This window comes from Olsenella uli (assembly GCF_016899935.1).
Lineage (GTDB): Bacteria > Actinomycetota > Coriobacteriia > Coriobacteriales > Atopobiaceae > Thermophilibacter > Thermophilibacter uli_B.
Window position 1 is genome coordinate 13792 of record NZ_JACJJK010000009.1, and the last position, 23055, is coordinate 36846.

Sequence of the window (23055 nt, forward strand, 5' to 3'; positions counted from 1 at the left end):
TGACGGGGGCGTCTCTTCTTGTGCGGCGGCACGGTCAGCCAGCTGTCAGCTTGGCGCGCGACTTTCTTCCCGCGTCGCGCCGGCGCCGCGAGGAGGGGCGCATGCTGGTGTGGGGGTGGTCGCATGGCTCAGGTGGGGTCCGGGATGCGGGAGCGGGCGAGAAGGACGGTGCGGCGGTACGGGCTGGCGGCGAAAGGGGCGGCCGTGGCGGCGCTCGTCGTGGTCGCGGCCGTCGCCGTGGTGGCGGGGATGGCGCTCCGGGCGCCCGATTCGCTCACGATAGAGCGCGCCGAGGAGGTCGCGGTGCCCGACGCCGGGACGCGGGAAACGGTCCCCGACGACGCCGAGGAGCCGGAAGCGCCGCTCGTCGTGCACGTCGACGGGGCGGTGGCCTCGCCGGACGTCTACGAGCTCGAGCCCGGCTCGCGCGTGGCCGACGCGATCGACGCGGCGGGCGGCCTTGCGGAGGGGGCCGATACCTCGACGCTCAACCTGGCCGCCCCGGTCGCGGACGGCGAGAAGGTCCACGTCCCCGTCGAGGGGGAGAGCGCGCCCGCCGCGCCCGGCACCTCCGGTGGGGCGGAGGCGGGCGGCCTCGTCAACCTCAACACGGCGGGCGTCGAGGAGCTCGACGAACTCCCGGGCGTCGGCGAGGCCACCGCGCAGGCCATCGTCGAGGACCGCGAGGCCAACGGCCCGTTCTCGACCATCGAGGACCTGATGCGCGTCTCGGGCATCGGGGAGAAGAAGTTCGAGCGGCTGCGGGAGCTGGTCTGTGTCTAGGCGTCCCGAGCGCCCCGACCGGCCGCTCCTCCCGCCGGCGCTCTGGGCGCTCGTCGCGGCGGTCGCGCTCTGCCGCCTGACGCTCGCGGCCGGGCCCGACCCCGCCGCGTGCGTGCGGCTCGCCGTCGGGCTCGTGGCCGTCACCTGCGCCGCCGCCCTTCTCGCCCGCCGGGGACGGCTCCGGACCGTCGTGCCGCTGGCCGTGGCCGTGGGGGCGTCGCTCACCTGCGCGTCGCTCGCCTGTGCGGCCGAGCTCGCGGCCCAGGGGGCCGTCGCGGGGGAACTCTCCTCGAGCCCGGTCTCCGCCCACGAGCTCGCGCTGGAGGGGGACATGAGCGAGGGGGCCTCCGGATGGCGAGGGCGGGCGCGGCTGGTCGGGGGAGCCGGCTCGGTGTGGCTCGTCGCGGACGAGCCGATCGAGGCGGGAAGCACGGTGAGGTGCGTGGGCAGGTTCTCGCCGAACGAGGAGAACGAGTGGGGCGCGACCTCGCGCGCGCAGGGGCTCGCGGGGACGGTGCGGGTCGTGCGGGTCCTCTCGAGCTCGCCGCCCCGGGGCCCGCTCGGGGCGGTGCTCGGCCTGCGCGCGCGGGTGCTCGAGAGCCTCGACGCGGCTTCCTCGGACGCGCGGGCACTGGTCGCGGGGAGCGTCTGCGGCTCCACACGGGCGATGTCGGAACGGGGGCTGGACGAGCTCTTCGCGCGCTGCGGCGTCTCGCACCTCGTCGCGGTCTCGGGAGGGCATCTCGTGCTGGTCACGGCCCTCGTCGGCCTCGCGCTGCGCCGGGCCCCGCTCAGACCCGTGGCGCGCTCGGTGGCGCTGCTCCTCTCGACCGGGCTCCTCGTCCTGTTCTGCGGGGCGCCCGTCTCCGCCGTCAGGTCCTGGGGGATGTCGCTCGTCGCGGAGCTCTCCGGGCTCGTGGGGAGGCGCTCGCACCCGCTCTCGTCGGCGAGCGTCGTGGCGCTCTCCCTCGCCCTCGCCGACCCGGGGGTGACGGGGCAGCTCGGCTACCTGCTCTCGGTCGCGTGCGTCTGCGGAATCTGCGCCCTCGGCCCGTACGTCAACTACGTGCTGCGCGTCATCGGGGCCCGGCCGTCGGCCGCCCCCCGAAGGGGCCGCGTGCGGTCGGCGCTTCGCCGCGCGGGGTCGGACGCACGGGAGGCGCTCGCGCTCACGCTCGTCTCGCAGGCCGTGACGGTGCCGATGACCTGCGCCGCCTTCGGGAGCCTCTCGCTGGTGGCGCCGCTCGCCAACGTGCTTCTCGCCCCGCTCTTCTCGGCGCTGCTGACGCTCGGGCTCACGGCGGCGCTGCTGGTGGGGGTGCCGGCGGCCCAGGCGGTCGCGCTTCTCGGCTGCGAGGCCGTCGGGGGCGCCCTCATGGTGGTGCTCCGGTCGCTCGCGGGCCTGCCCGGCGCGTGCGTCGCCGTGGACGTGGAGGAGGGGCCCGCCCTGCTGGCGCTCGCGGTCGCGCTCGCGGCGCTCCTGGTCGCCTGGCCGCGCGTTACGCGTCGGGCGCTTCTCGGTGTGGCCTGCGCCCTGGTCCTCGCAGGGGCGTGCTGGCACGTGCGCTGGCGCTGCTTCGCGCCGGCATGCGTCCGCGTGCTCGACGTCGGGCAGGGGGACGCGATCCTGCTCACGGACGGGGCCGCCGCCGTGCTGGTGGACACCGGGCCCGACGACGCCGTCGTCTCGGCCCTCGCGCGCTGCAACGTGGGCCATCTCGACGCGGTGGTGCTCACGCACCTCCACAGCGACCACGCCGGGGGCCTCGAGGACCTTCTCGGCGTGGTGGACGTGGACCGCCTCGTCGTGCCCGAGCTGACCGAGGTCCCGGAGGCGGCCGCCGGGCTCCCCGTGGACGAGGCGGGCTACGGCGACCTGCTGCGCGCCGGCGGGTTCACGATGCGCGTCGTGTCGCCGGTGGAGCCGGCGGCGGGGGAGGGCAACGAGGGGTCGCTCGAGCTGCTGGTGAGCTACGACGTGGACGGCCGGGAGCTCACGGCGCTTCTCGCCGCCGACGCCGAGCGCGAGGAGACCGGTGCCGCCGTCGAGCGCGAGGACGTGGGCGACGTCGACCTGCTCAAGGTGGGCCACCACGGCTCCGAGGCCTCGCTCACGCCCGAGATCGCCGCCGCGCTCGCTCCCGAGGTGAGCGTCGCGAGCGCGGGGGAGGGCAACTCCTACGGGCATCCCGACCCCGTCTGCGTGGGGATGCTCGAGGACGTCGGTTCGCTCGTCCTGTGCACCAAGGACGTGGGCGACGTGTGCGTGGAGCCGGGGGCCGAGGGCCCCGTCGTCAGCTGTCAGAGAGGGGGAGCGTCATGAGCGAACGTGCTATCATGGGGGCCATGATTGTGGCCCAGAGGAGGTGTGAGATGCCACGGTGCGTTCCCATCAAGCACATCAAGAACACCGTCGAGTTCGCGCGGATCGTGAACGAGTCCGACGAGCCCGTCATCGTGACCCGCAACGGCGAGGAGTGCTTCGCCGCCGTGTCGATGGAGCTGCTCGACGCGATGCGGATGGAGGCGGCGCGCGCCGAGCTCTATCGGCTGGTCGACGAGGCGGAGGAAGACTTCCGTGCCGGCCGCGTCGTCGACGCGCGCGAGTCGATGCGCCGTTCCCGGGAGAGGCTCGGTGAGCGCTATGGCCTCTGACGTCATTCTGGCACGCGCCGCCGAGCGCGACCGCGACCGCATCGTCAGCTACCTCGCCGAGGGGCTGGGGAACCCGGGGGCCGCCCTGCGGTTCCACGAGCGGCTCGACCTCGTGCTCGACAACCTGGCCGCTCACCCCGAGATGTACCCGCGCGCGACGGAGGGGCGCCTCGCCGCAGGAGGCTACCGGCGCGCGGGCTTTCTGAGCTACGTCGCGCTCTGCCGGATTAGAGGCGGCGTGGTGGAGGTGGCGCGCATCTTCCATGCGCTCCAGGACTACGCCCGCCTGCTCTAGCGAAGGAGGACCCATGGCCGAGAAGGGCGCGCTGCTGCCCGCCTACCTGATCGTCGGGCCGGACGAGCTCAAGCGCAACCAGGCGGTCGCCCGCCTGCGCGCCCGCGTAGACGGGCCGTTCTCGATGTTCAACCTCGAGGAGATCGTCGCGTCGGCCGACCTCGAGCCGGTCGCCCTGCTCTCCTCCCTCAACACGCTCCCGATGGGCGGCGAGCGGCGCGTCGTCGTGGTCGAGGCCGCCGACAAGCTGCCCAAGGCGGTCTCCGAGGCGATCGTCGACTACCTCAAGAGCCCCAACGAGAGCTGCACCCTTGCGCTCGTCGCGGCGAGCCTCGCGCGCTCGACGCGCCTCTACAAGGCGGTCGCCAAGGTCGGGCCCCGCTCCGTCATCGAGTGCGCCGCCAAGAAGGGGCGCGACCTGCCTCCCTACGTGCAGAAGCTCGCCGCGTCCCACGGCGTCTCCATCAGCCCGGACGCGGTGCGCGAGCTGGTGGCGCGCGTCGGCGAGTCCACGACGATGCTCGACACGCAGATCAGCGCGCTCGCGGCGCTTCTCGGCGGCTCCGGGGCGATCACGCGGGAGTTCGTCGAGGCCAACGTCGCGCGCGTGGCCGAGGTCAAGCCCTGGGAGTTCCTCGACCGGCTCTCGGCGCGCGACGCCCACCGCACGCTCGCCCTCTACCGGCTGCTCGACGGGTCGGCGCTCGGGCTGCTTTCGCTCGTCGTCGGGCGGCTGCGCGAGCTCATCTGCGCCCGCTCGCTCGCCGCGCGCGGGGCGGCCTCCTCGCTCGCTTCCGAGCTCGGGAAGCAGGAGTGGCAGGTGAAGAACCACGTCAGGTGGGCGCGCGCGTTCGCCGACGGCGAGCTCGAAGACCTTCTCGGCGCCTGCGCGCGGTCCGAGCGCGCCCTCAAGAGCGGCGCGGACGAACGGACCGAGATGGTCGCCCTCATCGCCCGCATCTGCGGTGCGCGCTGATTCTTCCTCCGGGAATAATGCGCTCGATCGTACAAGCGCGTTATTTTCACCTGCTGATATAAGAACCTGTGCTTGATCGAGCGCGTTAATCGGGGAGGGAGGGTGCCTCTCATGGACCTCACGTTTGACAGGCTGAGCGCGCTCCGGGCGCTGCGCGTGTTTCGCGCGGGTCGCCGGCCGCTCTCTGCGGAGCGTCACGACCTCACGCCCCCGGACCCCAGTCCTCGCCAGCGCTGGACGCCCGGCCTGGTGCCGTACGAGGCCCTCGCCCTCGAGAGCCCGCCGAGCGTCACCAGTCCGGTTGAGATTCTTGCCCCGAGCCTCGAAACTCGTGCACGCGGAGGCTTCTTCAGCTGTCTGGTGCGGTCTTCGACGCTGCCGGACGGCTCCTTCGTCGACCTTGGGGAAGGCATCTCCATCCCCTGTCCCGAGCTGCTGTTCCTCGAGCTCGCCGACGTCATGCAGCCGGCGGTCCACGCCCTTCTCGGCTACGAGCTGTGCGGCACGTACGCGCGCTCGGCCGCAGACCCCCGGCTGGGCGAGGTCACCTATGACGTGCCGCCCGTGACCTCCGTGAATCGGATCGGAGCGTACCTCGACCGGGTGGGGCGCCGGCGCAGCGTCCTTCTCGCCCGCCGCAACCTGGGCTTCGTGCGTGACAACGCGTGGTCTCCCATGGAGGCGATCGTCGCGCTCGTGGCGTGCATGGGTCCCGACGACCTTGGCTACGGGTTCGGGGACGTCGACCTCAACGTGCGGCATGGCCTGACCCCGGAGCTGGTGTCTTTGGGATGCAGGGGGTCCCGCGTTCCCGACATCGAGCTCAGGGGCCTGCACGTGGGGTTCAACTACGACGGCCACGACCATCTCGACCTTGCTTCCGTGGTCTCCGCGCCCACTTCCGAGGACGCCTGGCACGCGGCGGAGCAGGTGCGCGAGAAGTACCTCGACGATCTCAGGAGGAATCGCGAGCTGGCGGCGACGGGATGGTGGATCCTGCCGGTCACGTCCGAGGACCTCTTCGCCCCCGGCGGCCTGGACGCGGTGATGCTGCTGGCGGCGACGGCTGCGCAGGAGCTTGTCGGGGGCACGGTGTTGCAGGACGTCAGGGCGGCCGTCGCGAGGTCGCGGGGAGGACGGCGGCAGCAGCTCATCTGGTCGCTCCTGCCGTGGCCTCCGGGCGCCCGGTACGCCCACGAGCTTGCCGCGTGGCGGCCGTGGGAGCATCTGGTGGCCGTGCAATAACGCGCTCAATCGTGCAAGCGCGTAATTCTCATCTGCAGATATATAAACCTGTGCTTATTTGAGCGCATTATCCGAAGAGGGCGCATTGCGCAGCCGGTACGACGAGAACACAAAAAAGCGGACCCGGGCAGCACCCCGGGTCCGCTTGCGGTCACGCTGTGAGCGGAAGCTACTTGATGGTGTTGACGAGCTTCTGCACGCCGCTCTTGCGCTGAGCGGCCTGGTTCTTGTGGATGATGCCCTTGGAAGCGGCCTTGTCGAGCAGGCGGCACGCCTTGTTGGCGGCGAGCTGCGCGTCCTCGGCGTTGCCGGCCTCGACCGCGGCGCGAACGCCCTTGACGGCGGTCTTGAGCTCGGAGCGGACGGCGCGGTTGCGCTGGCGCGCCTTCTCGGCGGTGATGATGCGCTTCTTCTGAGACTTGATGTTAGCCACGTGCGGTTCCTTTCGAAAAGCTTTTCGTTCTGAGGCCTCTGTTTGAGACACGGTGAGGTCAGCCTGCTGAGTATAGCATGAGGGCGTGCACTTCGCTATCATTCACCTCATGTCTACGACCGATACCTCACATATCCGCAACTTCTCGATCGTTGCGCACATCGACCACGGCAAGTCCACCATCTCGGACCGCATCCTCGAGCTCACCCACACGGTGGAGGAGCGCGACATGGAGGCGCAGCTGCTGGACACGATGGACATCGAGCGCGAGCGCGGCATCACGATCAAGTCCAACGCCGTCCGCGTGACCTACGACGCCGACGACGGCGAGACCTACCAGTTCAACCTTATCGACACGCCGGGCCACGTGGACTTCACCTACGAGGTCTCCCGCAGCCTCGCGGCGTGCGAGGGCGCGGTGCTCGTGGTGGACGCTACCCAGGGCGTGGAGGCGCAGACCGTCTCCAACGCCAACCTGGCGATGAACGCGAACCTCGACATCGTGCCGGCGATCAACAAGATTGACCTGCCGAGCGCCCACCCCGACGAGGTCAAGGAGGAGATCGAGGAGGACCTGGCCATCCCGGCCGACGACGCCGTGTGCGTCTCCGGCAAGACCGGCGAGGGCATCCACGACCTGCTCGAGGCCATCGTCCTTCTCGTCTCGCCGCCCACCGGCGACTACGACGCGCCGCTCAAGGCCCTCATCCTGGACTCCTACTTCGACGAGTACCGCGGTGTCGTGGCCACGGTGCGCGTCTTTGACGGCCACATCGCCAAGGGCGACCAGCTCGCCATGATGCAGGCCGGCGAGGGGTTCCTCGTGGACGGCGTGGGCGTCAAGCGTCCGGCCGAGCAGCTTGTGGACGAGCTGGGCGTCGGCGAGGTCGGCTTCGTCGTGACCGGGCTCAAGGACCCCGAGGCCGTGCGGGTGGGCGACACGCTCACCGGGGCCGACCGGCCCTGCGCCGAGGCGCTGCCGGGCTACCGCGAGGCCAAGCCGATGGTCTACACGGGCCTCTTCCCGGTGGACAACAAGGACTACGAGAACCTGCGCGACGCTCTGGAGAAGCTGCGCGTGAACGACCCCTCCCTCACGTGGAGCCCCGAGACCTCTGTGGCGCTCGGCTTCGGCTTCCGCGTGGGCTTTCTGGGGCTCCTGCACATGGAGGTCGTGAAGGAGCGCCTGGAGCGCGAGTTCGCCCTGTCGCTCATCGCCACCTCGCCGTCCGTGGACTACCACGTCTACAAGACCGACGGCGAGATGCTGGAGGTCCGCAGCCCGCAGGACCTGCCGGACGTCACGCGCATCGAGCGCATCGAGGAGCCGTTCCTCAAAGCCAAGGTCATCGTGCCGCCCGAGTACACGGGCGCGGTCATGCAGCTCGCGATCGAGCATCGCGGCGTCACGCAGAACATGGTCTACCTCACCGAGAAGTCCGTGGAGATGCACTTCGACATCCCGTTGGCAGAGCTCATCCTCGACTTCTTCGACCAGCTCAAGAGCCGCACCAAGGGCTACGCGAGCCTGGACTACGAGTTCAGCGACTACCGCCCGTCCGACCTCGTGAAGCTCGACATTCTGCTCTCCGGCGACGAGGTGGACGCCCTCAGCTTCATCGTCCACCGCGACAAGGCCTACGCGATGGCACGCGGCCTCTGCGACAAGCTCAAGGAGATCATCCCGCGCCAGCAGTTCGAGGTGCCCATCCAGGGCGCCATCGGCAACAAGATCATCGCGAGAAGCACCGTCAAGGCCGTGCGCAAGGACGTGCTGGCCAAGTGCTACGGCGGTGACATCTCGCGCAAGCGCAAGCTCCTGGAGAAGCAGAAGGAGGGCAAGAAGCGCATGAAGCAGATCGGCTCCGTGGAAGTGCCGCAGGAGGCGTTTCTCGCCGTCCTCAAGGTGGACGACCAGTGAGCGAGCGCATGACGGCCGCCGAGGTCCTGGCCGCCTACGCCCCCGCCGCCGCGCTCTGCCCCGCGCTGCCCGCGTGGGACGGCGAGCTTGCGAGCAAGCTTCTCATGGCGCCGATGGCGGGCGTCTCCGACGCGGCCTACCGCCTCATGGCGCGCGCGGGCGGCGCTGCACTGGCCTATTCGGAGATGGTGTCCTGCGCGGGGCTCCACTACGGCGAGAAGAGCTGGGAGCTCGTCGACCCCGACCCGGCCGAGCCCGACATCGCGGTGCAGCTCTTCGGCTCCAGGCCCGAGCTCTTCCGCGAGGCCGCCGAGCGCGTGGCGGCGCGGCTGGGCGGCAAGCTCGCGCTCATCGACGTCAACATGGCGTGTCCGGTGCCCAAGGTGACCAAGAAGGGCGAGGGCTCGGCGCTGCTGGAGAGCCCCGGGCTCGCGGCGGAGATCGTGCGCGCGTGCCGCGCGGGCGCGCCGGACGTGCCCGTGACGGTGAAGATCCGGCGCGGGCGCTACGCGGGCCAGGAGGTGGCGCCCGAGTTCGCGCGTGCGATGGAGGACGCCGGAGCGGCGGCGGTGGCCGTGCACGGGCGCTTTGCCACGCAGATGTATCACGGTGAGGCCGACTGGGGCGTCATCGACCGCGTGGCGGACGCGGTCTCGGTGCCGGTCATCGCCTCGGGAGATATCCTCTCGCACGCGGCCGCGCTGCGCGCGCTTGCCGAGACCGATGCCTCGGCTGTGATGGTGGCGCGCGGCACCTACGGCAACCCGTGGGTCTTCTCGGGCCACGAGCCGAGCGCCGCCGAGAGGATCGCGGCCTTCGAGTGCCACGTGCGCCTGCTCGAGGCCACGGGCGCCCACCTCAAGCGGGCCCGCAGCCTCGCCGGCTGGTACTTCAAGGGCATGCCCGACGCCGCGCGCTGGCGCAACGCCGCCATGGGCTGCGAGACGGCGGAGGAGTTCCTCGCCGTCGCCGCTGAGGTCCGCGCGCACGTGTGCTAGGTGGGGCCGCCCGCGCGTGTGCCGTCCGCGAATAACGTGCAAAATTCGACAAGTGCGTTATTTTTATCTGCGGATATAGAAAGTTGTGCTTGATTCTGCACGTTATCAGACCCCGACCCGGTGGATGACCATGGCGCTCTACCTGCACATACCGTTCTGCGCGCGGAAGTGCGCGTACTGTGACTTCGCCTCGTGGGCCACGCTTGCGGACGACCCGCTCATGGGCGCGTACGTGCGCGCGCTCGAGGCGCAGCTGGACGACGTGGCGGCGCTCGGTCTGCTCGAGGGCTGCGAGACGGCCTACGTCGGCGGGGGCACGCCGACGCTTCTGGGCGAGAAGGACCTCGGCTCGCTGATCGAGAGGGTCGTGGGGCTGGCGGCCCCCTCCGAGCTCACCTGCGAGGCCAACCCGGACTCGCTCGCCGACGAGGTCCTTCTCGCCGCGCGCGCGGCCGGCGCCACGCGGCTCTCGATCGGCGTGCAGAGCCTCGATGACGCCGAGCTCGCCGAGCTAGGGCGCCTCCATGACGCGGCGTGTGCGCGGGAGCGGGTGGCGGCCGCCTTGGCGAGCGGCCTCGACGTCTCGCTCGACCTCATGTGCGCGACTCCGGGGCAGACGGGGGAGAGCTGGGCGCGCACCCTCGCGGCGGCCGCGGCACTCGGCGTGGGCCACGTGAGCGTCTACCCCCTCCAGATCGAGGAAGGGACGGCGCTCGACCGGCGCTACGCCGACGACCCCTGCGCGTGGAACGACCCCGAGGTGCAGGCCGAGCGGATGATGCAGGCTCAGGTCGTGCTTGAGGGTTTTGGCCTGGCCCGCTACGAGGTGGCGAGCTATGCCCGGCCAGGTAAGGAGTGCCGTCACAACAAGGCCTACTGGACCGGCGCCTCCTACGTGGGTCTCGGCACCGGAGCCTCGAGCATGCTCAACCTCGAGGAGTACCTGAGACTTCGGGAAGCCTGCCCGCAGCTGCCCGCGCCGGCCTCAGGCACCGCCCGTGCGCGCCTCACGGTGGAGACGGGCCGCCGGGACCTCGCCGAGGACCCGCGCCTCTCCGCGCTGTCCTTCTCGCTCGAGTACCTGAGCGAGCCCCAGGCCGTGGCGGAGGACCTCATGCTCGGCGCGCGCCTGACGGAGGGCCTGCGTCCCGAGCTCGTGGCGCGCGCGCAGGAGCTCCTCGGCGCCCGCTTCGATGACACCCTCGACGACCTTCTCGCCCGCGACCTTCTGGCCGAGAGGGACGGCCGGCTCGCGCCCACCGAGCGGGGCTGGCTCCTCGGCAACGAGCTCTACGGCGCCCTCTGGGACCTTGCCCCCGGCGAGGTCACGACCGCCCGCTGCTAGCCGCCGTCCCCGCTCTCGTCGAGACGGAGCGTCTACGGAAAAACGCTCCTTGAGAGTGCTCGTTTTCCGCAATTGCTCCTGCTTCGCCGTTTTGCAGCGCCGGCATGTCGGCGGTTTGTTTAGAGGGTGTTGTAGCCGTGGGGGTACGGGTCGTCGAGGTGGCGCACCGAGCTGAGCGTCTGCATCCACCAGTGCTCGCGCTCGACTATGGTGTGTGCGTCCGCTTTCATGTCGAACACTTCCAGAATCGAGTACTGGAAGTAGCGCTCGATGTGGCTTGTTGCGTCGGGAATCTGCTTGAGCTGCAGGTTGTCACCCGTGTGATCGCCGAAGGCGTACTCGGTCAGCCGCGAGAGCAGCCCCGTTCGCTCCCCGGCCTTGCTGTATGCGGCGCCGACATAGTGCCACCCGTTGGAGAGGTCGGTCTGGAGGTACACGCCCTGCACGTTGCCCAGGGCGACTTGCCACGCTCCGTCCTGCACGGCGGCGACCAGCTCGGGATGCGAGAGGCGCACCTGGTCATAGCCCGGAAACGGCCTCACGCGGAGCGGTGTCGGCCTGACGCTGTGGACGACGGCCCGCTCGAGAAAACTCCTCGCGTTCTTGGGGTTGGCGAGGTCAAAGTCCATGCCCGTGTATCCCTTGTCACGCCTGTAGCTGATCACGAGACGCCCGACAAAAGGCGCAAGGCCTTCAACCTCATGTCCCCGCCAGTCGTAGACGAGATCGAGGGGGCCGTCGTGGCCTTTCACCACGCTCATTCCCGCCATGGAAAAGCAGCCCATGAACAGGTACTGAGAAGAATCCTGCCCCAGCTGCAGGAACTGGAGCACGCGCTCGCCGTGTATGTGGTAGCGGCGGTTCTTTTCCTTGTCGGACCACCGGTGGCCAAAGAGGTGGTCGTACAGCGCCTCTCGTGGCAGTGAGAAGGGATTGAGCTGGGGGAGAATCTTGTTGAGCCTGACCGAGTAGCTTCCGACGTTCTTCTCGGTAATGCCCAGGAGCGGCAGAGCGGAAATGGGCGCATCCAACGTGTCGTGGCTCGGCTTCATGGCACCGCCCAAGGGGGTCGTGGGTCCAGTGTGGCACGAATCGCCCGGGCGGCGAGCCGCCTTGCTGCTTCGCGCCCTTCTCGTCTGAGCTTTGTCCAAAAACCGAGTTGCGCCTGCTGACGAGAGCGCGTGGGTCGGGATTCTTGTCCGAAAGACGGTAAATCCCTACTTGCGTGCTCTCAACAGAGCGCTTGGGCGTGCGTGAGTCGGGATTCGAGGCAGCGGACAGATTCCCCGAGTTGCGCGCGAACCACAAATGCGCCATGCTAGCAGGACAAACGCCGTCGAGAGGGGACACCATGCCGGGCAAGCGCGTCGACGTCATCAGCTGGGACGAGTTCTTCATGCGCGTGGCCGTGGCGGCCAGCCTGCGCAGCAAGGACCCCAACACGCAGGTCGGCGCCTGCATCGCGGACACCAACCACCGCATCCTCAGCGTGGGCTACAACGGCACGCCCTCCGCGCTCAACGACGACGAGTTCCCCTGGGGCACCGCCGAGGACCCCCTGCACGACAAGCACAACTACGTGATCCACGCCGAGGCCAACGCCATCCTCAACTACCGCGGCTCGCTCAAGGACATGACCGAGGCGACGGTCTACGTGACGCTCTTCCCGTGCCACGAGTGCGCCAAGACCCTCGTGCAGGCGGGCATCGGCGAGGTAGTCTACCTGGACGACAAGTACGACGGCACCGAGGACAACCTCATCTCCAAGAACATCCTCCAGCGCTGCGGCGTCGCATATCGCCAGATTGCGCTTTCTGAATAGAGGCCGGCGCGCGCGGTTATACTAAAAAAGTTGTGAGCACCGAGCACCGCGCATACGGGGGACCCGCCACATGGCATCGATGAACGACAAGGACTACTACGCCATCCTCGGCGTCGAGAAGGACGCCTCCACGGAGGACATCCGCAAGGCCTTCCAACAGAAGGCACGCAAGCTCCACCCGGACGTCAACAAGGCGCCCGACGCCGAGGAGAGGTTCAAGGAGGTCTCCGAGGCCTACGCGGTCCTCTCCGATCCCGACAAGCGCAAGCGCTACGACGCCATGCGCTCCGGCAACCCCTTCGCGGGGGCCGGCTACGGCGGCGCCCCGAGCCAGCAGGGCGGCTACTCCGACCCGTTCGGCTTCGGCGGCCCCTTCGGCTGGGGGCCCTTCGGCGGCACGACCTCGCGGCGCCGCTCGCGCGCCTACCGGCCCCGCGCCGGCGCGGACGTCGTCTACGAGCTCACGGTCGACGCCGAGACGGCGGCCAAGGGCGCGCGGCGCGGCGTCACCTACCAGCGCTACGCCCCCTGCGACGTCTGCCACGGCTCGGGCTCCGTCGAGTCGGCCCACCCCGAGACCTGCCCCACCTGCGGGGGTCGCGGCAACATCACCGTGGACACCGGCATCTTCGGCGTCATGGCCATGACCTGCCCGGAGTGCGAGGGCACCGGGCGCGTCGTCGCCGACCCGTGCTCGGCCTGCGGCGGCTCCGGCCGCACGCTCACGGCGAGCGAGGTCGTCGTGGAGGTCCCGGAGGGCGCCCACGACGGTGACGAGGTGCGCGTTCCCGGCATGGGCAACGCGGGCACCAACGGCTCTGAGGCCGGCGACTTCGTCTGCCGGGTCTGCGTGCCCGAGGAGCGCCTGACCCGCCGCCAGGCGAGCGGCTGCAACCTCATCGGCTTCGCGCTGCCGTTCGTCGCGTTCGGGCTCGTCACCGGCACGCTCGCCTCGCTCGCGGTCTTCGTCGTCCTTGTCGTCGGCTTCGGGGTCTACCTCGTGGCGCGCGACGGGCTCAGGGCCTCGCGCCGCTGGTGGAGAAACGCCGGCATGGCGGCGCTCAACGGCCTCTCCAACGGCCTTCTCATGGCGCTCTTCATGGCGATGATGTTCTCGTGCACCATGAGGCCGTATTACTTCCTCATCTAAGCTTGCCTTTCGGCGGGGCGCGCCGTCCCGCCGCGCTGTGTCACGTACGTCTGGGGTGATAGGGAAACCGTGGAACCAAAGAGGGACTACTACGAGGTGCTCGAGGTGCCTCGCGACGCGGACGCAAAGACGATCAAGCGGGCCTTTCTCAAGAAGGCGCGCACGCTGCATCCGGACGTGAACGACTCGCCGGACGCCGAGGAGCGCTTCAAGGAGGTCAACGAGGCCTACACCGTGCTCTCCGACGACCAGAAGCGCGCCAACTACGACCGCTACGGCGACCCGAACGGGCCGGCGGGCTTCGGCTCCGACTACGTCGACGTCTCTGACATCTTCGGCGGCGGGGGCTTCGGCTTCGGCGACATCTTCGACTCGTTCTTCGGGGGCATGGGCGGTCGCGGCTCCTCCGGCGCCGCCCAGCGCACGCGCGGCCGCGACATGGGCATCCGTCTCACGGTCACGCTCGAGGAGGCGGCCGCCGGCTGCACCAAGACGGTGGCCTACACGCGCCTCGCGCCGTGCGAGGACTGCAACGGAACCGGCGCCGCCGAGGGCGGCAAGCTCCACGCGTGCGAGCGCTGCCACGGCACCGGCCGCGTGGTCGAGGTCCAGCGCACGATCTTCGGCCAGATGCAGACCCAGACCACCTGCCCGGTCTGCCACGGCCAGGGCCAGGTCATCGACCACCCCTGCGACACCTGCGGGGGCCAGGGGCGCACCCCCTCGCGCGAGAAGGTCGAGGTCAAGGTGCCCGCCGGCGTCCACTCCGGCCAGACGCTCACCGTCGAGGGCAAGGGCGAGGCGGGCCTGCGCGGCGACGCCTGCGGCAACCTCGTCGTGAGCGTGGAGGTCGCCGAGAACGAGCGCTTCGAGCGGCAGGGCGACGACCTCTACTGTACCGTGAAGGTCGACGCGCTCCAGGCGATCGTGGGCACCTCGGTCACGATCGACGGCATCATGGAGGGCGAGCGCGTCACCGTGGAGGTGCCGGCCGGCTGCCAGTTCGGCCAGCGCATCGCCGTGGAGGGCCGCGGCATGCCGCGCACGGGCATGGTCGCCCGCGGCAGCCTCGTCGCCGTGGTCCAGATCGAGGTCCCGCGCGACCTCACCAGAAAGCAGCTGCTTGACGTCGCCTCGATCGTCGCCGAGCGGGGGCTCGGCCCGGAGCCGACGGGCGAGAAGGACGGGAAGGCCGAGAAGGACGACGAGCCGCGGGGCTTCTCCGCCGCCGCGGAGAACGTGGCCGAGCACTTCTCCAAGGAGCGCTGGCACGCGCCCAAGAACCCCTTCAAGGGCGGGCGCAGGTGAGGGAGGCGCGCGGCGTCGCCCTGGTCAACCTCGGGTGCCGCGTCAACCGCGTCGAGCTCGACCGGATGGCGCTCGACCTCGAGGCGGCGGGCGCGACCCTGGTCGGCGAGCGCGACGCCGACGTCGTGATCGTCAACACCTGCGCCGTCACCGGCGAGGCCGAGGCCAAGACCCGCAAGGCCGTGCGCCGCGCCGCGTCGCTGCCGGGCGCGCCGCTCGTCATCGCCACGGGCTGCGTGGCCAACCTCTTTGCCGACGAGCTCGCCGCGCTCGCCCCCAACGTTCGGGTCGAGAAGGACAAGGGCGCGGTCGCCGAGCTCGCCGTGCGCGCCCTCGGGCTCGCCGGCGACGCCGCCGAGCGCCCCGCCGCGCAGACGCCCACCCCGACCGGCCGCACCCGCCCCGGCATCATGATCCAGGACGGCTGTGACAATCGCTGCACCTACTGCATCGTCTGGCGGGCCCGGGGCGCCGCGCGCTCGCTGGCGCCCGAGAAGGTCCTGGCGTCCGTGCTCGCCGCGCAGGGACGCGGCGCGAACGAGGTCGTCCTCACGGGGATCAACCTGGGGAGCTACCGCGCTGCCGACGAGTCCGGCCGCGAGCTCGGCCTGCCGGCCCTGCTCGACCTTGTGCTCTCCCGGACGTCGGTGGGCCGCATCCGCCTCTCGTCGATCGAGCCGCCCGACGTCACGCCCGAGCTCTGCTCCGTGATGGCGGCCGCCGGCGACCGCGTGGCGCCGTTCCTGCACGTCTGCCTTCAGTCCGGCTGCGACGACACGCTCCGCCGCATGGCGCGCGTCTATCGCACGGCGGACTTCCGGCGCGTCGTGGAGACCGCGCGCGAGCGCCTCCCGCACCTCGCCCTCGGCACTGACCTCATCGTGGGCTTTCCGGGCGAGTCGGATGACGACTTCGAGCGGTCGCTCGCGTTCTGCCGCGAGATGCGCTTCGCCAAGATGCACGTCTTCCGCTACTCCCGGCGCCCGGGCACGCCGGCCGCCACGATGGCCGGCCAGGTGGACCCGCACGTCATGGCGGCGCGGGGCGAGCGTGCCCGCGCCCTTGCCGACGAGCTGCGCCTCGCCGAGGCCCGCCGCCTCGTGGGCGGGCGGGACCTCGTCGTCGTGCAGTCGCCCGGGCGCGGCGTCACGGGCGGCCTCTTCGACGTTCTTCTCGATTCCTCGGTCCCCGTGGACAGCCTCGTGCCCGTGCGCCTCACCGGCGCCCGCGACGACGCGACGCTGACCGCGGAGCTGCTCTAGGCGCGGCGACGCCGCCGCGCCCGGCCGCGCTCAGGTGGACCATACGGACGTTCTTCTCGCCAAATCGGCCCGGAAACGTCCGATTTCTCCACCTGAGTCACCGACGCGCCCCGTCCGCCGCGCCGACGCCCCCCGCGCCGCGAGGCGACCGGTCGGGCCCGATGGGCTATCATCGGAGGCGTACGCCCGTCCCAGGAGGAACATGGAGCCCACGCAGGTCCGTCTCACCATCCCCGACTCGGTCGACCCCACCGCGCTGATGGGGCCGGCGGACTCGCTGCTCAGGCGCATCGAGTCCGGCTTCGACGCCATGGTCTCGGTGCGGGGCAACCTGGTGAGCGTGTCCGGCCCCGCCGACGTGGTGGACCAGGTGACCTCGGTCTTCTCCCGGCTCATCCGCCTGGTCGAGATGGGGGAGACGCCCACCGCCGGCGAGGTCGACGTCATCGTGGACCAGGTGCGCCACGGCGCGGAGCGGGCCCTCGTCAGCGGGGACGACATCCTGCTCACCTTCCGGGGGCGCGCCATCCGGCCCAAGACGGCCGGGCAGAAGCGCTACGTGGACTCCATCCGCAGGAACACCGTCACCTTCGGCCTGGGGCCGGCCGGCACCGGCAAGACCTACCTCGCGATGGCGATGGCCGTGGCCGCCCTCAAGCGCCGCGAGGTCGGGCGCATCGTGCTCGCGCGGCCGGTCGTGGAGGCGGGCGAGTCGCTCGGCTACCTGCCCGGCACGCTCGCGGAGAAGCTCGACCCCTACGTGCGCCCGCTCTACGACGCGCTCTTCGACATGACCGACATCGAGAAGGGCAACGTCCTCATCGAGCAGGGCATCATCGAGATCGCCCCGCTCGCCTACATGCGCGGGCGCACCTTCAACAACGCCTTCGTGATCCTCGACGAGGCGCAGAACACCACGCCCGAGCAGATGAAGATGTTCCTCACCCGCCTGGGCTTCTCGTCCACCTTCGTCGTGACCGGCGACGCCTCCCAGCGCGACCTGCCCGGCGAGGGCGGCCTCGAGTCCGCGCGCCGCGTGCTCGAGGGGCTCGAGGGGATCTCCTTCGTCGACTTCGACCGCAACGACATCGTCCGCCACGCGCTCGTCGCGCGCATCGTGGACGCCTACGAACGGGACGCGCAGGAGAGGGGACAGCGATGAGCGCCGAGTGCTACCTGGACGTCGAGGAGGGCGCGGAGCCCCTGCTCACGGAGGACGAGCTGGTCCGCTGCTGCGACGCGGTGCTGGAGCACGAGGGCGTGGCGCGGCCGTGCGCGGTCTCGGTGAGCTACGTGGGCGAGGGTCGCATGCGCGAGCTCAACGCGGAGTGGCGCGGCGTCGACGCGCCCACCGACGTGCTGTCCCTCGAGTGCGAGCGCCCGGACGACCCCGAGCTCGCGGGCGACCCGGAGATGCCCTGCGAGCTGGGCGACATCGTGCTCGCGCCGAGCTACGTGGCCCGGCAGGCGGCCGCCTTCGGCACCACCCCCGCCGACGAGGAGCGCCTGCTCGTCGTCCACGGCATGCTCCACCTGCTCGGCCACGACCACCTCGACGACGCCTCCGCCACCGCGATGGAGGACCTCGAGACGGACGTCCTCGCACTGATCCCCACCGACGGCACGCTCGACCGCGTGGTGATCACGCGGCACCGTGAGGGGGAGGGCGCATGATCCCCGGATCGAAGAGCGACCACCCCGGCTTTCGCAAGAGCTTCCTCTTTGCCATCCAGGGCTTTCGCACCGCCGTCGCCACCGAGCGCAACATCAAGGTCATGCTCGCGACCGGCGCCTGTGCGGTCGTGGCCGGCCTCGCGCTGCAGCTCGACCTCCTGAGCTGGGCGATCATCCTGCTCTGCTGCGGCGTGGTCATCATGGCCGAGCTGCTCAACACCGCCGTCGAGACCGTCGTCGACCTCGTGTCGCCGGAGTTCCACCCGCTCGCGGGCCGCGCCAAGGACATCGCGGCCGCCGCCGTGTGGGTGCTCTCGGTGATCGTGGCGATCGTGGGCGTGCTCGTCTTCGCCAACGCGATCATCGCGCGCCTCTAGCCTGCAAGGAGTTTTCATGACCGAGAAGAACGTGCCCTTCACCAGCGGGTTCGTGGCGCTGGTCGGGCGTCCCAACGCCGGCAAGTCCACGCTGCTCAACGCCATCATGGGCGAGAAGCTCGCGATCACGAGCCCCGTCGCCCAGACCACGCGCCGCCGCATGCGCGCCGTCGTGAACACGCCCTCGAGCCAGCTCGTGATCATCGACACACCGGGCCTGCACAAGCCCAAGGACGCCCTGGGCTCCGAGCTCAACAAGAGCGCCCTCGGCGAGCTCGCGGACGCCGACGTGGTGGCCTTTCTCGTGGACGCCACCAAGCCCGTGGGACGCGGCGACGAGTGGGTGGCCAACCACGTGGCCCGCGCCGACGCCGGCTACAAGCTGCTCGTGCTCACGAAGGCGGACCTCGCGGGCCCCGAGCAGGTGGCCGCGCAGCTCGAGGCGGCCCGGGCGCTCGCGGACTTCGACGACGAGCTCGTGGTCTCGGCGACCGAGGGCTTCAACGTGGACGCGTTCGTGGAGCTCGTCTCCGCGCACCTGCCCGAGGGGCCGCGGTGGTTTCCCGAGGACATGGACGTGGACGCCTCGCCCGAGGAGCTCGTCGCCGAGTTCGTGCGCGAGAAGCTCTTTCTGCACCTGCGTCAGGAGCTCCCGCACTCCGTGGGCGTGCTCTGCGACGACATCGACTTCACCGACGACGACCACGCCACGATCACGGCAACGATCCTCGTGGAGCGCGAGGGACAGAAGGGCATCGTCGTGGGTCGGGGCGGCCAGATGATCAAGCAGGTGGGCACCGAGGCGCGCCGCGACATCGAGCGCCTGCTCAACTGCAAGGTGTTTCTCGACCTCACGGTGCGCGTCTCGCCGGCGTGGCGCCGCGACGAGCGGCAGATCCGCCGCCTCGGCTACTCGGTGGAGGAGTAGGGCGTGGCCGGAAGGCGCACCTACCGCACGCGTGCGATCGTGCTCGACCGCACCAAGCTGGCCGAGCAGGACCTGATACTCACGCTGCTCGCCGCCGACGGTCGCCAGGTGCGCGCCGTCGCCAAGGGCGCCCGCAAGCCCGGGGGCCGCCTCGCCGCTCGCGTGGAGCTCTTCTGCGAGACCGACTTCCTCCTCGCGGAGGGCCGCTCGCTCGACGTCGTCTCCGAGGCGCAGACCGTGGAGCCGCACGCCCGCCTGCGCGGGGACTACGAGCGGGTGGCGGCGGCGAGCGCCGTGGCCGAGGTCGCGCGGCTCACCTGCTTCGAGGACGCCCCGGACGCCTTCCTTTGTCCGATCTGCTCGCGGGCGCTCGCCGCCTGCGAGCAGGCGTCTGACCGCGCCCATCTCGACCTCGCGGTGGCGGCCTACGTCTGGAAGGTGCTCGCCCACGGGGGATGGCGTCCCGAGCTCGCTGCCTGCTGCGCCTGCGGGGACGCCGACGTGACGTACTTCTCGGCCGCCGCCGGGGGCGTGCTCTGCGCGAGCTGCGCGCGCGAGGTCGCCGGCGCCCAGGAGGTCGCGCCGAGCCAGATTGCGTGGCTCCGCGCGCTTCTGGCCAGCACCTTTGACGAGCTGCTCGCCGCCCAGGCGGACGCTGAGACCGCGCTCTTCCTGCTCGGCGCCGCCCACACCTGGGCCGCCACGCACCTCGACGCCCGCCTGCGCGCACTCGAGTTCTACCTCGGCGCGTGAGGCTGCCCGGGGCGCCGCCGCACGCTTCGTGGATTTTCTGGCGAGAAGGACCTCGGCCCGCGACTGTGGTACCATACCGCAGGTCAGTACCCCGTACCTGGAGGCCCGCCAACTGCCTGACGGCCTTCCCAGTTCGGGGCGAATCTCTGTGAAAGGTGGTTTGACATGGCAGTTACCAAGGAGCGCAAGGCCGAGCTCGTCGCCCAGTACGGCAAGGGAGAGAAGGACTCCGGTTCCGCCGAGGTGCAGGTTGCCCTGCTCACCGAGCGCATCAAGGGCCTCACCGAGCACATGAAGGTCCACCCGAAGGACTTCCACACCCGCCGCGGCCTGCTGATGCTCGTCGGCAAGCGCCGCCGCCTGCTGTCCTACATCAAGGCTCGCAACATCGAGGAGTACCGCACCCTCATCAAGAGCCTCGGCATCCGCGACAACATCCAGTAGAGCGGTCAATCGGAGGGGCGCCCGAGGGCGCCCCTTCTTTGGTTTGTCCGCGCCCGGCGCGGACGGGCGGCCACCCGGCCGCCGAGACGGCCCGCCTGCAACGGGGCAGGCGGAGATAAGGGAAAAGAAATGGCAAAGGTTACACACGAGTTCGACCTCTACGGCAAGCACTACGCGCTCGAGACCGGCGAGCTGGCCAAGCAGGCCACCGGCTCCTGCCTCGTCAAGTGCGGCGACTCCACGGTCCTGCTCACCGCGGTGGTCTCCAAGGAGCGCAAGGACTACGACTTCTTCCCGCTGACGGTCGACTTCATCGAGAAGATGTACGCCGTGGGCCGCATCCCCGGCGGCTACCTCAAGCGCGAGGCGCGCCCGTCCGAGAAGGCCACCCTCACGGCCCGCATGATCGACCGCCCGCTGCGCCCGTCCTTCCCGGCCGGGTTCCGCAACGAGGTCCAGGTCGTGGCCACCACGCTCGTGGCCGACCAGATCAACCCCGTGGACACCATCTGCGTCATGGCGGCCTCCGCGGCCCTCACCGTGGGCGGCGTGCCCTTCGAGGGCCCGCTCGCGTGCGTGCGCATCGGCCGCGACCGCGACACCCACGAGTTCATCGTGAACCCCACCTACGAGGAGCGCGACAACTCCGACCTCGACCTCGAGCTCGGCGGCGCCGAGGGCTTCATCTCCATGCTCGAGGCCGGCGCCGAGGAGATCTCCGAGGAGGACATGCTCGCCGCCATGGCCTTCGGCCAGGAGGCCATCGCCGCGTTCTGCGCCGAGCAGAAGAAGTTCTTTGACAAGGTCCGCGCGGCCAACGGCGAGTTCCCGGTCCGCGAGTACGTCCTCGACGAGCCCGTCCCCGAGGTCCACGACCGCATCTTCGCCCACTACGACGAGATGGAGGCCGCCCTCAAGGACGCCGACAAGCTCTCCCGCATCGGCAAGGTCGAGGCCCTCAAGGCCGCCATCAAGGCCGAGTTCACCGAGGAGGAGCAGGCCCAGTGGAGCCGCGCCATCCCCGTGGAGCTCAAGGCCCTCGAGAAGCACGCGATGCGCCTCATGGTCGTGGAGACCGGCGAGCGCGTGGACGGCCGCACGCCCACCGAGGTGCGCCCGCTCATGGTCAAGGGCGACTACCTGCCGCGCGTCCACGGCTCCGGCCTCTTCCAGCGCGGCCAGACCCAGGTGCTCTCGGTCTGCACCCTCGGCATGCTCAACGAGTGGCAGCGCCTCGACACCATCGAGCCGGTCGACGGCAAGCGCTACATCCACCACTACAACTTCCCGCCGTTCTGCACCGGCGAGACCGGCCGCATGGGCAGCCCCAAGCGCCGCGAGATCGGCCACGGCAACCTCGCCGAGCGGGCGCTCCTCCCGGTGATCCCGTCCGAGGACGAGTTCCCCTACACGATCCGCGTGGTCTCCGAGGTCATGGAGTCCAACGGCTCCTCCTCGATGGCCTCCACCTGCGGCTCCACGCTCGCGCTCATGGACGCCGGCGTGCCCATCAAGCGCCCGGTCTCCGGCGTGGCGATGGGCCTCATCCAGGAGGAGGGCAAGACCGTCGTCCTCACCGACATCCAGGGCCTCGAGGACTTCCTCGGCGACATGGACTTCAAGGTGACCGGCACCACCAAGGGCATCACCGCCATGCAGATGGACAACAAGGCCACCGGCCTCACGCCGGAGATCCTGCGCTCCGCGCTCATGCAGGCGCGCGAGGGCCGCATGTTCATCCTCGACGCCATGCTCGACGCGGTGCCCGGCGTGCGCGAGAAGACCAAAGACTGCGCGCCCAAGATCCTGACCCTCTCCATCCCGGCCGACAAGATTTCCGACGTCATCGGCAAGGGCGGCAAGGTCATCCGCAGCATCCAGGACGACACCGGCACCTCCATCGACATCCAGGAGGACGGCACCGTCTTCGTGGCGGGCGTCGGCGACGCGGCGGACGCGGCGGCCGAGCGCATCAAGGCCATCGTGAAGGTCCCCGAGGTGGGGGAGGAGTACACCGGCCGCGTCGTGGGCATCCAGCCCTTCGGCGCCTTCGTCGAGCTCATCCCCGGCAAGGACGGCCTGCTCCACATCTCCCGCGTCGCCCAGGGCCGCGTGGACAAGGTCGAGGACGTCCTCAACATCGGCGACGAGGTCAAGGTCCGCGTCCTCGAGGTCGACGAGAAGGGCAAGATCAGCCTCGACCGCATCGACAAGCCCGAGGCCCCGGCCGGCGCCGGTCACGGCCGCTCCCACGAGGGCGGCGAGAAGGACCGTCCGCGCCGCGAGCACCGCGGGCCGCGCCGTCGCCCCGGCGACAACGGCGGCGAGGACCGTCCGCGCCCGCGCCGTCACCACGGAGCGTAGCGCGTCGTCATCCTCTGACGTGAGTTGAGCCGCCCCCGGCGTTCCTCCAGGAAGTGCACTTCGTGGAACTTCCTTTCGAAACGCCGGGGGCGGTTCCGTCACTCGACTGGGGCGCTTACCGAGGGGGCGTTCTTGTCGGCGGGTTGTTCTAGAAAACGCTGACCTTGTCGCGGGGCGCTCTAGGAATCCCGGGTGTTGCGACATCGCTTTCTAGAAATGGCCGCCCTTGTCGCGGCATACCCGTGCGCGTGTCCGGTTTTCTGCCCGCCGGCGCTGCAAGGCCCGCGATTCCTAGATTATGTCGCAACAAGGTCCCCAAATC

At 70.3% G+C, this 23055-nt stretch carries 22 protein-coding genes; 20 read left to right on the forward strand and 2 right to left on the reverse strand.

Annotated elements, in window-relative coordinates:
• Positions 1-123: 123 nt before the first annotated feature.
• From H6A07_RS08290 to H6A07_RS08315, 6 genes are all read left to right on the forward strand, one after another.
• Positions 124-783, forward strand: coding sequence for a ComEA family DNA-binding protein (locus tag H6A07_RS08290; RefSeq protein WP_204814458.1), 660 nt, complete (start codon positions 124-126; stop codon positions 781-783).
• Positions 776-3106: a ComEC/Rec2 family competence protein gene (locus H6A07_RS08295; protein WP_204814459.1), complete on the forward strand. Its 2331-nt coding sequence runs from the start codon at positions 776-778 to the stop codon at positions 3104-3106. Before H6A07_RS08290 ends, H6A07_RS08295 begins: the two co-directional genes overlap by 8 nt.
• Positions 3103-3438 carry a type II toxin-antitoxin system Phd/YefM family antitoxin gene (locus H6A07_RS08300; protein WP_204814460.1) on the forward strand — a complete coding sequence of 112 codons (336 nt, stop codon included), beginning with the start codon at positions 3103-3105 and terminating at the stop codon, positions 3436-3438. Before H6A07_RS08295 ends, H6A07_RS08300 begins: the two co-directional genes overlap by 4 nt.
• Positions 3428-3733 (forward strand): type II toxin-antitoxin system RelE/ParE family toxin, encoded by a 306-nt coding sequence (locus H6A07_RS08305; protein WP_239471181.1) that lies wholly within the window; start codon positions 3428-3430, stop codon positions 3731-3733. Before H6A07_RS08300 ends, H6A07_RS08305 begins: the two co-directional genes overlap by 11 nt.
• A 13-nt stretch (positions 3734-3746) precedes the next feature.
• Positions 3747-4709, forward strand: coding sequence for a DNA polymerase III subunit delta (holA, locus tag H6A07_RS08310; protein ID WP_204814462.1), 963 nt, complete (start codon positions 3747-3749; stop codon positions 4707-4709).
• A gap of 111 nt (positions 4710-4820) precedes the next feature.
• The gene (locus tag H6A07_RS08315; protein WP_204814463.1) at positions 4821-5954 is read left to right on the forward strand and encodes a hypothetical protein; all 1134 of its coding nucleotides are present in this window, start codon (positions 4821-4823) and stop codon (positions 5952-5954) included.
• Positions 5955-6123: 169 nt separating this feature from the next.
• Here the strand turns inward: H6A07_RS08315 and rpsT are convergent, their stop codons facing one another.
• On the reverse strand, positions 6124-6387 hold the full coding sequence (gene rpsT, locus H6A07_RS08320; protein ID WP_193530213.1) for a 30S ribosomal protein S20: 264 nt from the start codon (positions 6385-6387) through the stop codon (positions 6124-6126).
• A gap of 109 nt (positions 6388-6496) precedes the next feature.
• Here rpsT and lepA point away from each other — a divergent pair, with 109 nt between their 5' ends.
• The 3 genes from lepA (at position 6497) to hemW (ending at position 10651) form a co-directional block, all read left to right on the forward strand.
• Positions 6497-8308: a translation elongation factor 4 gene (gene lepA, locus H6A07_RS08325; RefSeq protein ID WP_204814537.1), complete on the forward strand. Its 1812-nt coding sequence runs from the start codon at positions 6497-6499 to the stop codon at positions 8306-8308.
• Complete coding sequence (locus H6A07_RS08330; protein ID WP_440589998.1) at positions 8305-9306, forward strand: tRNA dihydrouridine synthase; 1002 nt, start codon at positions 8305-8307, stop codon at positions 9304-9306. The genes lepA and H6A07_RS08330 overlap by 4 nt, the downstream gene beginning before the upstream one ends.
• 130 nt (positions 9307-9436) lie before the next feature.
• A complete protein-coding gene (hemW, locus tag H6A07_RS08335) occupies positions 9437-10651 on the forward strand; it encodes a radical SAM family heme chaperone HemW (RefSeq protein ID WP_239471173.1) in 1215 nt (404 codons plus the stop codon).
• Positions 10652-10770: 119 nt separating this feature from the next.
• Here the strand turns inward: hemW and H6A07_RS08340 are convergent, their stop codons facing one another.
• Positions 10771-11703, reverse strand: a complete 933-nt coding sequence (locus H6A07_RS08340; RefSeq protein WP_204814464.1) for a GIY-YIG nuclease family protein — start codon at positions 11701-11703, stop codon at positions 10771-10773.
• 299 nt (positions 11704-12002) lie between these two features.
• On the opposite strand from H6A07_RS08340, the gene H6A07_RS08345 reads away from it, so the two are divergent.
• The 11 genes from H6A07_RS08345 to H6A07_RS08395 all read left to right on the forward strand — a co-directional run bounded on the left by H6A07_RS08345 (position 12003) and on the right by H6A07_RS08395 (position 22733).
• Positions 12003-12473 (forward strand): deoxycytidylate deaminase, encoded by a 471-nt coding sequence (locus H6A07_RS08345; protein ID WP_204814465.1) that lies wholly within the window; start codon positions 12003-12005, stop codon positions 12471-12473.
• A gap of 70 nt (positions 12474-12543) precedes the next feature.
• A complete protein-coding gene (locus tag H6A07_RS08350) occupies positions 12544-13623 on the forward strand; it encodes a DnaJ domain-containing protein (RefSeq protein WP_204814466.1) in 1080 nt (359 codons plus the stop codon).
• Between the two features lie 69 nt (positions 13624-13692).
• Positions 13693-14931 (forward strand): molecular chaperone DnaJ, encoded by a 1239-nt coding sequence (dnaJ, locus tag H6A07_RS08355; RefSeq protein WP_204814467.1) that lies wholly within the window; start codon positions 13693-13695, stop codon positions 14929-14931.
• Positions 14928-16193, forward strand: coding sequence for a MiaB/RimO family radical SAM methylthiotransferase (locus H6A07_RS08360; RefSeq protein WP_204814468.1), 1266 nt, complete (start codon positions 14928-14930; stop codon positions 16191-16193). The genes dnaJ and H6A07_RS08360 overlap by 4 nt, the downstream gene beginning before the upstream one ends.
• 202 nt (positions 16194-16395) lie before the next feature.
• Positions 16396-17355: a PhoH family protein gene (locus H6A07_RS08365; protein ID WP_204814469.1), complete on the forward strand. Its 960-nt coding sequence runs from the start codon at positions 16396-16398 to the stop codon at positions 17353-17355.
• Positions 17352-17867: an rRNA maturation RNase YbeY gene (ybeY, locus tag H6A07_RS08370; RefSeq protein ID WP_204814470.1), complete on the forward strand. Its 516-nt coding sequence runs from the start codon at positions 17352-17354 to the stop codon at positions 17865-17867. Before H6A07_RS08365 ends, ybeY begins: the two co-directional genes overlap by 4 nt.
• Positions 17864-18244: a diacylglycerol kinase family protein gene (locus tag H6A07_RS08375; RefSeq protein WP_204814471.1), complete on the forward strand. Its 381-nt coding sequence runs from the start codon at positions 17864-17866 to the stop codon at positions 18242-18244. The genes ybeY and H6A07_RS08375 overlap by 4 nt, the downstream gene beginning before the upstream one ends.
• Positions 18245-18260: 16 nt before the next feature.
• Positions 18261-19172, forward strand: coding sequence for a GTPase Era (era, locus tag H6A07_RS08380; protein WP_204814472.1), 912 nt, complete (start codon positions 18261-18263; stop codon positions 19170-19172).
• Positions 19173-19175: 3 nt separating this feature from the next.
• A complete protein-coding gene (gene recO, locus H6A07_RS08385; RefSeq protein WP_204814473.1) occupies positions 19176-19925 on the forward strand; it encodes a DNA repair protein RecO in 750 nt (249 codons plus the stop codon).
• Between the two features lie 165 nt (positions 19926-20090).
• A complete protein-coding gene (rpsO, locus tag H6A07_RS08390; protein ID WP_204814474.1) occupies positions 20091-20369 on the forward strand; it encodes a 30S ribosomal protein S15 in 279 nt (92 codons plus the stop codon).
• A 129-nt stretch (positions 20370-20498) separates the two neighbouring features.
• Entirely contained in the window at positions 20499-22733 is a 2235-nt protein-coding gene (locus H6A07_RS08395) for a polyribonucleotide nucleotidyltransferase (protein ID WP_204814475.1), read from the forward strand.
• Positions 22734-23055 lie beyond the last annotated feature (322 nt).

Bases quoted from the DNA above. Each gene is read 5' to 3' on its own strand.
- holA (WP_204814462.1), top strand. From the start codon at position 3,747: ATGGCCGAGAAGGGCGCGCTGCTGCCCGCCTACCTGATCGTCGGGCCG.
- rpsO (WP_204814474.1), top strand. From the start codon at position 20,091: ATGGCAGTTACCAAGGAGCGCAAGGCCGAGCTCGTCGCCCAGTACGGC.
- H6A07_RS08395 (WP_204814475.1), top strand. From the start codon at position 20,499: ATGGCAAAGGTTACACACGAGTTCGACCTCTACGGCAAGCACTACGCG.
- H6A07_RS08375 (WP_204814471.1), top strand. From the start codon at position 17,864: ATGATCCCCGGATCGAAGAGCGACCACCCCGGCTTTCGCAAGAGCTTC.
- H6A07_RS08365 (WP_204814469.1), top strand. From the start codon at position 16,396: ATGGAGCCCACGCAGGTCCGTCTCACCATCCCCGACTCGGTCGACCCC.
- H6A07_RS08300 (WP_204814460.1), top strand. From the start codon at position 3,103: ATGAGCGAACGTGCTATCATGGGGGCCATGATTGTGGCCCAGAGGAGG.
- H6A07_RS08290 (WP_204814458.1), top strand. From the start codon at position 124: ATGGCTCAGGTGGGGTCCGGGATGCGGGAGCGGGCGAGAAGGACGGTG.
- ybeY (WP_204814470.1), top strand. From the start codon at position 17,352: ATGAGCGCCGAGTGCTACCTGGACGTCGAGGAGGGCGCGGAGCCCCTG.
- H6A07_RS08315 (WP_204814463.1), top strand. From the start codon at position 4,821: ATGGACCTCACGTTTGACAGGCTGAGCGCGCTCCGGGCGCTGCGCGTG.
- H6A07_RS08340 (WP_204814464.1), bottom strand. From the start codon at position 11,703: ATGAAGCCGAGCCACGACACGTTGGATGCGCCCATTTCCGCTCTGCCG.
- lepA (WP_204814537.1), top strand. From the start codon at position 6,497: ATGTCTACGACCGATACCTCACATATCCGCAACTTCTCGATCGTTGCG.
- H6A07_RS08345 (WP_204814465.1), top strand. From the start codon at position 12,003: ATGCCGGGCAAGCGCGTCGACGTCATCAGCTGGGACGAGTTCTTCATG.
- hemW (WP_239471173.1), top strand. From the start codon at position 9,437: ATGGCGCTCTACCTGCACATACCGTTCTGCGCGCGGAAGTGCGCGTAC.
- H6A07_RS08350 (WP_204814466.1), top strand. From the start codon at position 12,544: ATGGCATCGATGAACGACAAGGACTACTACGCCATCCTCGGCGTCGAG.
- era (WP_204814472.1), top strand. From the start codon at position 18,261: ATGACCGAGAAGAACGTGCCCTTCACCAGCGGGTTCGTGGCGCTGGTC.
- H6A07_RS08305 (WP_239471181.1), top strand. From the start codon at position 3,428: ATGGCCTCTGACGTCATTCTGGCACGCGCCGCCGAGCGCGACCGCGAC.